The organism is Pseudomonas sp. Root401, assembly GCF_001425105.1.
GTDB classification, from domain to species: Bacteria; Pseudomonadota; Gammaproteobacteria; order Pseudomonadales; family Pseudomonadaceae; genus Aquipseudomonas; species Aquipseudomonas brassicacearum.
On record NZ_LMDO01000045.1, the window covers coordinates 67,417 to 80,690 of the forward strand.

Sequence of the window (13,274 nt, forward strand, 5' to 3'; positions counted from 1 at the left end):
TTTTGGCGTTTTACCTTCAAAAAAACCCACTTCATGCCACTTTCCGCCACTTGCGCACACTATAGGAATGCGCCCACCGCACCGTCAAGGCGCGGATTGAAGGAAAAGCCTTATAGATCGGAGATTTAGAAGCGTTTCAGGAGGGGTAACAAGAATCTGACGTAGGAATTTTCGCCTCAACCCGAATGAGCACAGGAAGCTGCGCGCACAAGTTAAAGTGATTTGTTAAGAGTAAGATTTTTTTGGTATTAGGAACTGCGTCTGCCAGTGATTCCGGCAGGGAGGGAAAAAGGTGGAGAGTCGATCTGTAAGCCGGGTTCTGTCTTGAACAGTCATTCGTCTACGATGGCCATCACTGGACATCTTTAGCAACCTACCCGGTCCCAGCGCGGGCCACGCCTTGGGACCCTATTTGGTCTTGCTCCAAGTGGGGTTTACCTAGCCACGAACTGTTGCCAGACGTGCGGTGCGCTCTTACCGCACCTTTTCACCCTTACCGGCGCCGAAGCGCTTAGGCGGTTATTTTCTGTGGCACTTTCCGTAGGCTCACGCCTCCCAGGCATTACCTGGCACTTCGCCCTATGGAGCCCGGACTTTCCTCCCCCCCCTAATTCTCATAGAGGGCAGCGACTGTCCGATCGACTCTCCGCCGCGAAGGTTAACGGTAGAGCGCTTGAAGAACAAGCGCTAAAAGCCCCGGGCCAGCACCGTGTCCCGGTTTCACTGGTCTTTCTGTTTTTCCAGTGCGATCTGATACAGCACATTCTTGCGCTCGCCGGTGATCTGCGCCGCAAGGGCCGCGGCGCGCTTGAGGGGCATTTCCTCGAGCAGCAGGTTCAGGACGCGCATCGCTTCGCTGCTGACAGCGTCTTCACTTTCCGGGGCTGTCCACCCGGCCACCAGCACGACACACTCGCCGCGCTGCTGGTTGCTGTCGCTTTCGACAAACGCCCGCAGCTCCGCCAATGGCAACCCCTTGAGGGTTTCGAAGGTCTTGGTCAACTCACGAGCCAGCAGCGCCGGGCGCTCGGCGCCGAACACCAGCTCCATGTCTTGCAGGCACTCCAGAATGCGGTGCGGTGCCTCATAGAAGATCAGCGTGCGCGGCTCTTCCTTTATAGCTTCCAGGCGCGCCCGTCGCCCCACCGCCTTGGCCGGCAGAAAACCTTCGAAAATGAAACGGTCCGACGGCAGGCCCGCCGCCGACAGCGCCGCGATCAATGCACAAGCCCCGGGCACCGGCACCACGCTGATGCCTGCCGCCCGGGCCTGACGCACCAGATGATAGCCAGGGTCGGAAATCAGTGGCGTACCGGCATCGGAAATCAGCGCGACGTTATCGCCCGCCAGCAGCCGGGTAATGAAACGACTGCCTTCATCCCGTTCATTGTGTTCATGACAGGCGGCCAACGGCGTGGAAATGCCGAAATGCTGCAGCAGGCGCTGGGAGTGACGCGTGTCTTCGGCTGCGATCAAAGCAACTTCCTGCAGGATTTTCAGCGCCCGGGCACTGATATCGTCCAGGTTGCCGATGGGCGTCGCCACCACATAAAGCGAGCCGGCAGCGGAATTCAAAGCACCTGGAGCAGTCAAGACACATACCTCATGATCGGTAAAAACCGCCATTGTAGCGTGTAGCGGCCGTCTCGGCTGTTCGCGGTAATGGGTAACCCGAGGCAATGCCGCTCACTGGAAGGTTACACAAGCCCTTGTGCCGAGGAAGCTTGCTCCCGCTCGGTTGCGCCCGTAGGAGCTGACGAGCGAAGCGAGGCTGCGATCTTTCCCCTGCCACTTGAGTTTCAAGCGAAAGATCAAAAGATCGCAGGCTTCGCCAGCTCCTACAGGGCCCAGCGGGAGCAAGCTCCCTCGCCACAGGGGTCAATAGCCCCGTCTTTTTAAGCTGCACCGCACTCTTTGAAATACCTAAATTGATCGATTCACACCACTAACATCGCGCCCCGGCCAGTGCTTGGGTACAATTCGACGCTAATTTGATCTCGTATCAGGAACACTTACATGATCGCTTGCCTGCGGCTGCTCTCCGCCCTCTGCCTCGCTGCCCTCCTGGCGGCTTGCGCCAGCTCGCCCTCGTCCAGCCTTGGCGAACTTCCACGCACCCCGGATGCCAGTATCGAGCAGTTGCTCGAACAGGCCACTCAAAGCAAAAATCCGGAAAAAGCCGCCCTGCTGCGCCTGAGCGCTGCCGACCTGGCCTACCGCCAGGGCAATGCCGGCCAGTCCGCACAAATCCTGCAACAAGTGCCGATGGAACAACTCAAGCCCGGCCAGCAGATTTTCGCCAGCACGCTGTCGGCTGAACTGGCGATGACCCGCAACCAGCCCAAGGCGGCACTGACCGCCCTGAGCCACCCAAGCCTGCAACACCTGAGCGAAATGCCGGCGGAGCAACAGGTTCGCACCGGTACCGCCCGCGCCCGCGCCCTGGAGGCCGATGGCCAGACCCTGGCCGCCGCCAAGGAGCGCATTTTCATCGCACCCCTGCTGGAAAACGACGCCGCGGCAAAAAACCACGAAGCCATCTGGTCGTTGATCGCCTCGCTGCCCACCGACCAGTTGCAACCAAGCTCCAACGACGACCTTGGCGGCTGGCTGAGCCTGGCCCAGGCCGTCAAGACCGCCGGCACCCTGGAACAACAGCAGGCGGCTATCGACCACTGGCGCGAACAGAACCCGAAGCACCCTGCCGCCCTGCAACTGCCGACACCCCTGGTCAAGCTCAAGGAGCTGGCGAGCCAGCCGCTGAGCAAGATCGCCCTGCTGCTGCCACAGAATGGCCAGCTGGCTGCGGTTGCCAAGGCCTTGCGTGAGGGCTTCATGGCCGCGCACTACCAGGCCCAGCAGGCCGGGCAGAAGCCGCCAAGCATCCAGTTCTATGACAGCTCCAGCCTGACCTCCATGGACGAGTTCTATCGCAAGGCCCAGGCCGACGGCGTGCAACTGGTAATCGGACCGCTGGAAAAACCCCTGGTCAAGCAAATCAGCACCCGCCCGCAATTGCCGATCACCACCCTGGCGCTGAACTACAGCGAAGGCGAACAAGGGCCACCGCAACTGTTCCAGTTCGGCCTGGCACCCGAGGATGAAGCCCGCGAAGTCTCCCGTCGCGCCCGCGCCGATGGCCTGCATCGCGCCGCCGTCATGGTACCGAAGGGTGAATGGGGCGATCGTGTCCTGAAAGCCTTCAGCCAGGACTGGCAGGCCAATGGCGGCACCATCCTCGCAATCGAACGGGTCGACCAGCCGGTGCAACTGGCCCAGCAGATCGCCGACATGTTCCAGCTGCGCCAGAGCGAAGGTCGCGCCAAGAGCCTGCAAAGCACCGTTGGCACCACGGTCGCGGCCCAGCCGTCCCGTCGCCAGGACATCGAGTTCATCTTCCTGGCCTCGACGCCGCAACAGGCCCAGCAGATCAAGCCGACCCTGAACTTCCAGTACGCGGGTGATGTGCCGGTCTACGCGACGTCTTCAGTGTTCAGCGCCAGCGGCGACCAGAACCAGTACAACGACATGAGCGGTATCCGCTTCTGCGAAACCCCTTGGCTGCTCGACGCCAATGACCCGCTGCGCAAGCAGGTCACCGCCCAGTGGCCACAGGCGGGTAGCAGCCTGGGCCGGTTGTACGCGATGGGTGTAGACGCCTATCGCCTGGCGCCACGCCTGGGCCAGCTCAAGACGTTGCCGGACAGCCGCATCGAAGGGCTGTCGGGCAGCCTGGCAGTGTCTTCGACCCAGCGCGTACAGCGTCAACTGCCATGGGCCGAGTTCGTCAACGGCCAGGTGCAGCGCCTGCCGGATACCCAGCGCTGATGCCCGACCGATCACGCCAGCAAAGCGGACGGGATGCCGAGGGCCAGGCCCTCGCGCATCTCCAGCAACAAGGCCTGCGGCTGGTGGCGCAGAACTGGTTGTGCAAACGCGGCGAGCTTGATCTGGTCATGCTTGACGGCGATACAGTAGTATTCGTCGAAGTCCGCTACAGAAAAAATACTCAATGGGGTGGCGCGCTCGACAGCATTGACGAGCGCAAGCGCCAGAAGCTGGTTTTCGCCGCGCAGTATTTTCTGCAAAGCGAGTCTCGCTGGGCCGATCATCCCTGCCGCTTCGACGTGATTGCCATCGACAGCAACGCCGCCCAGTTGAACTGGCTGCAGAACGCCTTCGACAGTTGAGCGCCCATGCCGAGCCGGACACCTTCACCTAACTTTTTTGCTCTTTGCTTTGCGCGCCGCACATGTTTGTGCCGATAAGCCGCGCTACTTAAGGTCACACAGATGGACATGCAATCGCGAATTCGCCAGCTTTTTCAGGCCAGTATCGACACCAAGCAACAGGCGATGGACGTACTTGCACCGCACATCGAGCAAGCCAGCCAAGTGATGGTCAACGCCCTGCTCAACGAGGGCAAGATGCTTTCGTGCGGCAATGGTGGCTCGGCCGGCGACGCCCAGCACTTCTCTTCGGAACTGCTCAACCGCTTCGAACGCGAGCGCCCGAGCCTGCCGGCGATCGCCCTGACTACCGACAGCTCGACGATCACCTCGATCGCCAACGACTACAGCTACAACGAAGTCTTCTCCAAACAGATCCGCGCCCTGGGCCAACCCGGCGATGTGCTGCTGGCGATTTCCACCAGCGGCAACTCGGCCAATATTATTCAAGCGATCCAGGCCGCACATGATCGCGAAATGGTTGTCGTAGCATTGACCGGTCGCGACGGCGGCGGCATGGCGTCCCTGCTATTGCCAGAAGACGTCGAGATCCGCGTACCAGCCAATGTCACCGCACGTATCCAGGAAGTCCACCTGCTGGCGATCCACTGTCTTTGCGACTTGATCGACAGCCAACTGTTCGGGAGTGAAGAATGACCCCTAATCGCCTAGGCCTTCTGGCCCTGACCCTGTGCCTCGGCATCAGCGGCTGCACATCGGTGGTTAACGCCAGCCGGGAAAAGCCGATTGAAGATGACCGCGGCACCCGCACCTTCGGCAGCAAGATCGACGACTCCCTGATTGAAACCAAGGTAGGCGTGAACATCGCCAAGGCCGACCCGGACCTGGATAACAACTCGCACATCGTCGTCACCAGCTTCAACGGCGTCGTACTGCTGGCCGGCCAGACCCCACGCGCCGACCTCAAGGCCAAGGCCGAACAGGAAGCCAGCGCCGTGCAACGGGTCAAGACCGTGCATAACGAACTGCAGGTCCTGCAACCCTCCTCGCTGCTGGCGCGCCAGAACGACGCCTGGCTGACCACCAAGATCAAGACCCAGATGCTCACCGACGCCAGTATTCCCGGCTCGCGTATCAAGGTTGTGACTGAGAATGGCATTGTCTATTTGCTGGGGTTGTTGACCAAGAAAGAGGCTGCGCAGGCGACCAACCTGGTGCAGGGTGTGTCTGGGGTGCAGAAAATCGTCAAGTTGTTTGAGTACATTGACTGATTTTTGAACTTCAGTTGCTCAAGAAAAACGGCGCTTCTTCTGAGACGGGGGGCGCCGTTTTTTTTGCTTCTTTTTTGGTGGGATCGATGTGTATATCCGTTGCTGCGGTAACGGATATACACACCAACCACAACAGCACAAAAAAAATGCCCACATCTCTCGATACGGGCATTTTCTTAACCAGGTTACCAAGCTTTCAAACAGCCTGTATCTGGCACATATCTACCTACTTCACCACTTTCAGACTCGGCCGTCCGCTAGGACGCGGCGGCTCGTCATCCGGTGGTGGCAGGTCATCATCCGGCTCGAACTCTTCTTCGCCATCAAGCGGCGCTTCCAGCTCAAACACCATGCCCTGGCCATTCTCCCGAGCATAAATCCCCAGGATCGCAGCAATAGGCACGTACAAAGTGTGCGGCACGCCACCGAAGCGCCCTTCGAAGCTGACGGCATCGTTATCCATATGCAAGTGACGCACAGCGGCTGGCGACACGTTCAAGACAATTTGCCCGTCATTGGCAAAACCCTGCGGCACCTGCACCGACGGAAACTCGGCGTTGACCAGCATGTGCGGGGTGCAATCGTTGTCCACAATCCACTCGTAGAGCGCGCGGACCAGATAAGGTCGACTGGAGTTCATAGCGGCTCCCTAAGCCTTAGCGCATGTCACGTTCGACGCCAGACAGACTCGCCTGGAAAGCCTCACGCGCGAATTGGCGCTCCATATAATCAAGCAGCGGCTTGGCAGGCCGCGGCAGTTCGATACCCAGAATCGGCAAACGCCAGAGTATGGGCAATAGGCAGCAATCCACCAGACTTTGTTCCTCACTGAGGAAAAACGGCTTATCGACGAATAGCGGCGATACGCCAGTCAGGCTTTCACGCAACTCCTTGCGTGCCACGACCCGCGCCGGCTCCTTGGTCCGAGAGTCCAGGATCAGATCCACCAACCCGCACCAGTCACGCTGGATGCGATGGATCAGCAAACGGCTGTTGGCACGCGCGACAGGGTACACCGGCAGTAAAGGTGGATGCGGATAACGCTCATCCAGATATTCCATCACCACGGTCGACTCCCACAACGCCAGGTCACGATCGACCAGTGTGGGCAGGCTGCCGTAAGGGTTCACCTCGATCAGCTTCGGCGGCTGACGGCCCGCTTCAACGTAAATGATCTCGGCGCTGACACCCTTCTCTGCCAGTACGATGCGTACCCGGTGGGAATAGTGGTCGGCGGGGTCGGAGTAACAGGCCAACCGATTGGTCACGCCCATGGCGATCCTCCTCGCTTGTTGAAATTATCGAAAAACGGAAAAACGAGCGCGCCCAGAGGGCGTCTCCTGTAACACCTGGCTGGCCAGGCTCGTTACATTTCTAGAGACGCCCTTGGGCGCGCACGATTAACAGCAACGGCTTACAGCTTTATCAATGCACGTCTTTCCAGTATTCACGCTTGAGCAGGTAAGCGAATACGAAGAAGAACGCCAGGTACAGCAATACATAGGTACCGATGCGCTGATGCTCCAGCTTCACCGGGTTGGCCGAGTAGGCCAGGAAGGTCACCAGGTTCTTGACCTTCTCGTCGAACTGCTCTGGAGTCAGGCTACCGGTGTTCGGCAATACCGTCAGCTGGTCGCAGGCTTCATGGGTCAAAGCAGTGCCGGTCAGCGGATCGAATTGCTTTTTACCATCCTCAACGATCTGAACCTGTTTGCAGCCTACCACCTGGCGCCCCTGGAGGCCGACCAGTACGTTAGGCATGCCGACGTTCGGGAAGACCTTGTTGTTCACGCCCCATGGACGCGCAGGATCTTCGTAGAACGAACGCAGGTAACCATAAAGCCAGTCAGTCCCACGCACACGAGCAACCAGGGTCAGGTCCGGCGGCGCGGCGCCGAACCAGGTCTTGGCGTCCGCAGGCTGCATGCCGATGGTCATGTGATCGCCCAGCTTGGCACCGGTGAACACCAGCTTCTCGAGCATCAGCTCATGAGGAATGCCCAGGTCATCGGCAACGCGCTCGTAGCGCTGGAACTTGGCACTGTGGCAACCCATGCAGTAGTTGGCGAACGTACGCGCGCCGTCCTGCATGGCAGCTTTGTCGGAAACGTCGATGTCGACTTTTTCCAGCTCCGGACCAGCAGAGGCAGAAGCAAAGGACAGTGCAGGCATAGCCGCGAGAATCAGTACAGCAAATAGCTTTTTCATCAGCCAGTCACCCTTTCCGGAACCGGTTTGGTCTTCTCTAGCCTGGTGTAGAACGGCATCAGAATGAAGTAGGCGAAGTAAAGGAAGGTGCAAACCTGCGACAGCAACGTACGCTCCGGTGTCGGGGCCAACACGCCCAGCACACCCAGGATCACGAACGAGATGCAGAACACCACGAGCCAGATTTTGCTCAGCCAGCCTTTGTAGCGCATCGACTTTACGGGGCTGCGGTCCAGCCAAGGCAGGACAAACAGCACTGCGATGGCCGCGCCCATGGCGATAACGCCCATCAGCTTGTCCGGGATCGCCCGCAAAATCGCGTAGAACGGCGTGAAGTACCAGACCGGGGCAATGTGCTCAGGCGTCTTGAACGCGTTCGCCTGCTCGAAGTTCGGCTTCTCGAGGAAGTAACCACCCATTTCCGGGAAGAAGAACACGATGGAGCAGAAGATGAACAGGAAGACCACCACGCCGACGATATCTTTTACGGTGTAGTACGGGTGGAAGGCGATGCCATCCAGCGGTACGCCGTTCTCGTCCTTGTGCTTCTTGATGTCCACGCCATCCGGGTTGTTCGAGCCGACTTCGTGCAGCGCCAGAACGTGCAGCACCACCAGACCGAGAATCACGATCGGCAAGGCGACCACGTGCAGGGCGAAAAAGCGGTTCAGGGTAATGCCCGAGATCAGGTAGTCACCACGAATCCACTGGGTCAGGTCGTCACCGATGACCGGGATCGCACCGAACAGCGAGATGATCACCTGGGCACCCCAGTAGGACATCTGCCCCCACGGCAGCAGGTAGCCCATGAAAGCCTCGGCCATCAGCGCCAGGTAGATCAGCATGCCGAAGACCCACACCAGCTCACGAGGCTTCTGGTACGAACCGTAGAGCAGGCCACGGAACATGTGCAGGTAAACCACGATGAAGAACGCCGAAGCGCCGGTGGAGTGCAGCAGACGCAGGATCGAGCCGTACTCGACGTCGCGCATGATGTATTCGACGGAAGCAAACGCTTCTTCCGCCGACGGGGTGTAGCTCATGGTCAGCCAGACACCGGTAACGATCTGGTTGACCAGAACGAGCAGCGCCAGGGAGCCAAAGAAGTAGAAAAAGTTGAAGTTCTTCGGAGCGTAATACTTGCTGAGATGGTCTTCCCACATTTTGGTCGCGGGAAAGCGCGCATCAACCCAATCCATGAATTTGCTCATCACGCTTTCTCCGTATCGACGCCGATGACAATGATGTCGTCGGTCTCATAGGAATGCGGGGGAACTGGCAGGTTCAGAGGTGCAGGCTGCGACTTGTAGACGCGACCAGCCAGGTCGTAGTGGGAGCCGTGGCAAGGGCAGAAATAACCACCGACCCAGTCCTTGCCCAGATCGGCAGGAGCCACTTCAGGACGGAACGTTGGCGAGCAACCCAGGTGCGTACAGATCCCGATCAGCAGCAAAACCTCTGGCTTGATCGAACGCGTTTCAGGATTGACGTATTCCGGTTGGACCGAGTTCTTGGAGGACGGGTCGGACAACTGACCCTCGATCTTTTTCAGATTCCCCAGGATTTCCTCTGTACGGCGGACGATGAACACCGGCTGGCCGCGCCACTCAGCAATCATCTGCTGGCCTGGCTCGATCTTGCTGACATTCACTTTCACCGGTGCACCTGCGGCTTTCGCCTTGGCACTGGGAAACCATGACCCCACGAACGGGACCGCAGCCCCCACCGCTCCTGCAGCACCCACCACGGATGTGGCTGCTACCAGGAAGCGACGCCGGCCTGCATTCACGCCGTCATTGCTCATTCAGTCCTCTCCCATCAGCTTTGTGGCCTGTTAGATCAGGCGTCTACTAAGTAAAAATCTGAACTTATAAAAATTTTGCCGAATGGTAATGAAAAGCCCCAATTCTGACAAGGTAATTACCAAGCGGCCAAACCGCCAAGCCTTGTAGTATAGGGGCTCTACGAATGTGGCAAGTTGTCACAGAGCAATTCTTTTGCCCATAAAAAAACGCCCAGCTCCGTGAGGAACTGGGCGCCTTTTGAAAGCGGAAGCGAAATTAACGCTTCGAGTACTGCGGACGCTTACGCGCTTTACGCAGACCGACTTTCTTACGTTCAACTTCGCGAGCATCGCGAGTTACGAAGCCGGCTTTGCGCAGAGCACCACGCAGAGTCTCGTCGTAATCCATCAGGGCGCGAGTGATGCCGTGGCGGATTGCGCCAGCCTGACCACTTACACCACCACCGATAACAGTGACGTAGATGTCGAATTTTTCGACGGTCTCGGTCAGTTCCAGCGGCTGACGAACTACCATGCGGGCAGTTTCGCGGCCGAAGAAGTTATCCAGGGAGCGGTTGTTGATGGAGATGTTACCAGTGCCCGGACGCAGGAAAACGCGTGCGGTTGCAGTCTTGCGACGGCCAGTGCCGTAATTTTGAGTCGCCGACATAATGAACTATTCCGTTAAAACTTCAGTTCTTGGGGCTGCTGAGCAGTATGAGGGTGAGCAGCGCCCGCATAAACCTTCAGCTTACGATACATGTCGCGACCCAGTGGGTTTTTAGGCAGCATGCCTTTAACCGCGGTCTCGATCACGCGCTCAGGGGCTTTGGCGATCAGCTTTTCAAAGTTGATCGACTTGATGCCGCCAGGAAAACCGGAGTGGGAGTAGTACATTTTGTCAGTGGTTTTAGCGCCAGTAACACGTACTTGCTCAGCGTTGATCACGACGATGTAGTCACCGGTGTCAACGTGAGGGGTGTACTCAGGCTTGTGCTTGCCACGCAGACGGCTCGCGATTTCGGTGGCCAGACGACCCAGGGTCTGACCAGCAGCGTCGACGACAAACCAGTCGCGCTTTACTGTTTCCGGTTTAGCAGTAAAAGTTTTCATTCTTTATAGCCTCAGGGGCCGCCCTGTAAATTAGACGGCGGATCTTACTGAATAGTGCGTACTTTGACAAGTCAAAGGCAGCCGGATACAGACGCTTTCGGGGGCTCGGGTCGGCGCGTCCGTTCAACGGCAAGATTCTTCGGCGGCGGCGCATCACTTCCACTGCAGAAAGAGGTGCGCAATTATGCAGATTGCGAAAAATATTTCAACCTGCTTTTATGATTGTTTTGCCCAAGGAGTTCCCGATGGACTATCGCCCGCTAGGCCGTACCGACCTGAACGTGAGTGCCCTGTGCCTCGGAACCATGACCTGGGGTGAGCAGAACAGCGAGGCCGAGGCCTTCGCCCAGATCGAACGCGCCAAGGCTGCCGGCATCAATTTCATCGACACCGCCGAGATGTACCCGGTGCCACCCAAGGCCGAAACCTACGCCACCACCGAGCGCTACATCGGCAATTACTTCAAGAGTCGCGGCGACCGTGCCGACTGGATCCTGGCGAGCAAGATCGCCGGCCCCGGCAATACCATCGACTACATCCGCGACAAGAACCTCAAGCACAACCGCCGCCATATCGTCGAAGCCGTGGACGCCAGCCTCAAGCGCCTGCAGACCGACTGGATCGATCTCTACCAACTGCATTGGCCGGAGCGCAGCACCAATTTCTTTGGTCAACTGGGCTACCAGCACAATGCCGACGAAACGTTCACCCCGCTGGAAGAAACCCTCGAAGCCCTGGACGAACAGGTTCGCGCCGGCAAGATCCGCCATATCGGCCTGTCCAACGAAACGCCGTGGGGCACCATGAAATTCCTTGCCTTGGCCGAGGCCCGTGGCTGGCCGCGGGCGGTGTCGATCCAGAACCCGTACAACCTGCTCAACCGCAGCTTCGAGATCGGCCTGTCGGAAATCGCCATTCGCGAGCAATGCGGCTTGCTGGCTTATTCGCCACTGGCGTTCGGCTTCCTGTCGGGCAAATACGAAAACGGCGCACGGCCAGCCAAGGGCCGCCTGACGCTGTACAGCCGCTTCACGCGCTACTTCAATCCACAATCGGAAGCGACGTGCAGCCGTTATGTGGCCCTGGCTCGCGAACATGGCCTGGACCCGGCGCAGATGGCCCTGGCGTTCGTCACCCGGCAGCCGTTCGTGACCAGCAACATCATTGGCGCCACCACGCTGGAGCAACTGGACAGCAACATCGCCAGCTTCGACCTGAAACTGTCGGATGAAGTGCTGGCGGGGATCGAGGCGATTCACAAGGATCAGCCGAACCCGGCGCCATAACCTCAAGCGGAACGCAGAGCGTCCCTGGCGGCGTTCCCACGCAGAGCGTGGGAACGATCACGCTGCATTACAGCGACCGCGCAATAATCTCCTTCATGATCTCATTGGTCCCGGCATAGATCCGCTGCACCCGCGCATCCGCCCAAGCCCGGGCAATCGGGTATTCCCACATGAAGCCGTAGCCGCCATGCAACTGCACGCATTCGTCGAGCACCTTGCATTGCAGGTCAGTGCCCCAGTACTTGGCCATCGCCGCCGTCGGCACGTCCAGCTTGCCTTGCAGGTGCAATTCCAGGCAGCGGTCGACGAAGACCCGGCCGATCTGGATTTCGGTGGCCATTTCCGCGAGCTTGAAACGGGTGTTCTGGAAGTCTGCGATGGATTTGCCGAACGCCTTGCGCTCGCGGGTGTAGTCCAGGGTCCATTGCAACGCCGCTTCGGCCGACGCCAGGCCGCCGATGGCGACGGTCAGGCGCTCCTGGGGCAGCTCCTGCATCAAGTAGGCGAAGCCCATGCCGGCCTGCCCCAACAGGTTCTCCTTCGGCACGCGGACATCCTGGAAGAACAATTCCGACGTGTCCTGGGCCTTCATGCCGACTTTTTCCAGGCGCTTGCCCTTTTCAAATCCCGGCGTACCCGCCTCCACCAGGAACAGGCTGGTGCCCTTGGCGCCGGCCTTCGGATCGGTCTTGGCAACCACGATCACCAGGTCTGCCAGGAAGCCATTGGTGATGAAGGTCTTCGAGCCGTTGATGACATATTCATCACCGTCCAGCACCGCCGTGGTCTTGACCCCTTGCAGGTCGGAACCGGCGCCCGGTTCGGTCATGGCAATGGCCGTGACCATTTCGCCAGACACCAGCTTCGGCAGGTACTTATGTTTCAACGCTTCGCTGCCGTAATGCAGGATGTACGGTGCGACGATGTCGGAATGCAGCGAGAAGCCAATCCCTGTCAGCCCCAGGCGGCCGATCTCCTCGATCACCACCGTGCTGTAGAGAAAATCTGCGTCCAGCCCCCCATAGGCTTCCGGGAGGTGCGAGCACAACATGCCCGCCTCCCCTGCCTTGTTCCAGAGCTGGCGATCGACATGCCCCTGTTTTTCCCACTGGCTGTGGTACGGCACAGCTTCTTTTTCAAGGAAGGTTCGTACGCTGTCGCGAAACAATTCGTGCTCGGGACTGAACAGTGTTCTTGGGATCATGGCGCACCTTTGGTTATTGTCGGGCGTGGTTATCCGACAGAGCCTAAGCCTGCGGGGTACGACAGGACACTGGACACATCCGACAAAAAATAAGACGATCCAGCCGTCTGTTGACCACTTTCCCCTATAAAAATAAAGATGAATTATGTCTATGCACGCCTCCACGCCCTTGCGGCGCGTCAGCATCCTGGCGATCGACCGGGTCTTCGCCTCCACCCT

The 13,274-nt window shown here is 58.8% G+C and carries 14 protein-coding genes and 1 other RNA gene; 5 read left to right on the forward strand and 10 right to left on the reverse strand.

Annotated elements, in window-relative coordinates:
• Window positions 1–292: 292 nt before the first annotated feature.
• An RNA gene (gene rnpB / locus ASC85_RS25740) (RNase P RNA component class A) lies at window positions 293–646 on the reverse strand.
• Between the two features lie 74 nt (window positions 647–720).
• Entirely contained in the window at window positions 721–1,626 is a 906-nt protein-coding gene (rsmI, locus tag ASC85_RS24640; RefSeq protein WP_082534486.1) for a 16S rRNA (cytidine(1402)-2'-O)-methyltransferase, read from the reverse strand.
• A gap of 390 nt (window positions 1,627–2,016) precedes the next feature.
• On the opposite strand from rsmI, the gene ASC85_RS24645 reads away from it, so the two are divergent.
• The 4 genes from ASC85_RS24645 to ASC85_RS24660 all read left to right on the forward strand — a co-directional run bounded on the left by ASC85_RS24645 (window position 2,017) and on the right by ASC85_RS24660 (window position 5,461).
• Window positions 2,017–3,828, forward strand: a complete 1,812-nt coding sequence (locus tag ASC85_RS24645; protein ID WP_057451751.1) for a penicillin-binding protein activator — start codon at window positions 2,017–2,019, stop codon at window positions 3,826–3,828.
• Window positions 3,828–4,190, forward strand: a complete 363-nt coding sequence (locus ASC85_RS24650) for a YraN family protein (RefSeq protein WP_057451752.1) — start codon at window positions 3,828–3,830, stop codon at window positions 4,188–4,190. Before ASC85_RS24645 ends, ASC85_RS24650 begins: the two co-directional genes overlap by 1 nt.
• Window positions 4,191–4,292: 102 nt before the next feature.
• Entirely contained in the window at window positions 4,293–4,886 is a 594-nt protein-coding gene (locus tag ASC85_RS24655) for a phosphoheptose isomerase (RefSeq protein ID WP_057451753.1), read from the forward strand.
• Window positions 4,883–5,461 carry a BON domain-containing protein gene (locus ASC85_RS24660; protein ID WP_003178201.1) on the forward strand — a complete coding sequence of 193 codons (579 nt, stop codon included), beginning with the start codon at window positions 4,883–4,885 and terminating at the stop codon, window positions 5,459–5,461. The genes ASC85_RS24655 and ASC85_RS24660 overlap by 4 nt, the downstream gene beginning before the upstream one ends.
• 226 nt (window positions 5,462–5,687) lie before the next feature.
• On the opposite strand, the gene ASC85_RS24665 is transcribed toward ASC85_RS24660, so the two are convergent.
• From ASC85_RS24665 to rplM, 7 genes are all read right to left on the reverse strand, one after another.
• A complete protein-coding gene (locus ASC85_RS24665) occupies window positions 5,688–6,101 on the reverse strand; it encodes a ClpXP protease specificity-enhancing factor (RefSeq protein WP_003205360.1) in 414 nt (137 codons plus the stop codon).
• 16 nt (window positions 6,102–6,117) lie between these two features.
• Entirely contained in the window at window positions 6,118–6,735 is a 618-nt protein-coding gene (locus ASC85_RS24670) for a glutathione S-transferase N-terminal domain-containing protein (RefSeq protein ID WP_003178195.1), read from the reverse strand.
• Between the two features lie 151 nt (window positions 6,736–6,886).
• A complete protein-coding gene (locus ASC85_RS24675; RefSeq protein WP_057451754.1) occupies window positions 6,887–7,669 on the reverse strand; it encodes a cytochrome c1 in 783 nt (260 codons plus the stop codon).
• Window positions 7,669–8,880 (reverse strand): cytochrome b, encoded by a 1,212-nt coding sequence (locus ASC85_RS24680; protein ID WP_057451755.1) that lies wholly within the window; start codon window positions 8,878–8,880, stop codon window positions 7,669–7,671. Before ASC85_RS24680 ends, ASC85_RS24675 begins: the two co-directional genes overlap by 1 nt.
• Window positions 8,880–9,473, reverse strand: a complete 594-nt coding sequence (petA, locus tag ASC85_RS24685; RefSeq protein WP_003205363.1) for a ubiquinol-cytochrome c reductase iron-sulfur subunit — start codon at window positions 9,471–9,473, stop codon at window positions 8,880–8,882. Before petA ends, ASC85_RS24680 begins: the two co-directional genes overlap by 1 nt.
• Before the next feature lie 256 nt (window positions 9,474–9,729).
• On the reverse strand, window positions 9,730–10,122 hold the full coding sequence (rpsI, locus tag ASC85_RS24690; protein ID WP_003205364.1) for a 30S ribosomal protein S9: 393 nt from the start codon (window positions 10,120–10,122) through the stop codon (window positions 9,730–9,732).
• A gap of 14 nt (window positions 10,123–10,136) precedes the next feature.
• On the reverse strand, window positions 10,137–10,565 hold the full coding sequence (gene rplM, locus ASC85_RS24695; RefSeq protein WP_003205365.1) for a 50S ribosomal protein L13: 429 nt from the start codon (window positions 10,563–10,565) through the stop codon (window positions 10,137–10,139).
• 245 nt (window positions 10,566–10,810) lie between these two features.
• Between rplM and ASC85_RS24700 the strand changes: the two genes are divergently transcribed.
• On the forward strand, window positions 10,811–11,851 hold the full coding sequence (locus tag ASC85_RS24700; RefSeq protein WP_057451756.1) for an NADP(H)-dependent aldo-keto reductase: 1,041 nt from the start codon (window positions 10,811–10,813) through the stop codon (window positions 11,849–11,851).
• 67 nt (window positions 11,852–11,918) lie between these two features.
• Here the strand turns inward: ASC85_RS24700 and ASC85_RS24705 are convergent, their stop codons facing one another.
• Window positions 11,919–13,055 carry an acyl-CoA dehydrogenase family protein gene (locus ASC85_RS24705; RefSeq protein WP_003205367.1) on the reverse strand — a complete coding sequence of 379 codons (1,137 nt, stop codon included), beginning with the start codon at window positions 13,053–13,055 and terminating at the stop codon, window positions 11,919–11,921.
• Window positions 13,056–13,274 lie beyond the last annotated feature (219 nt).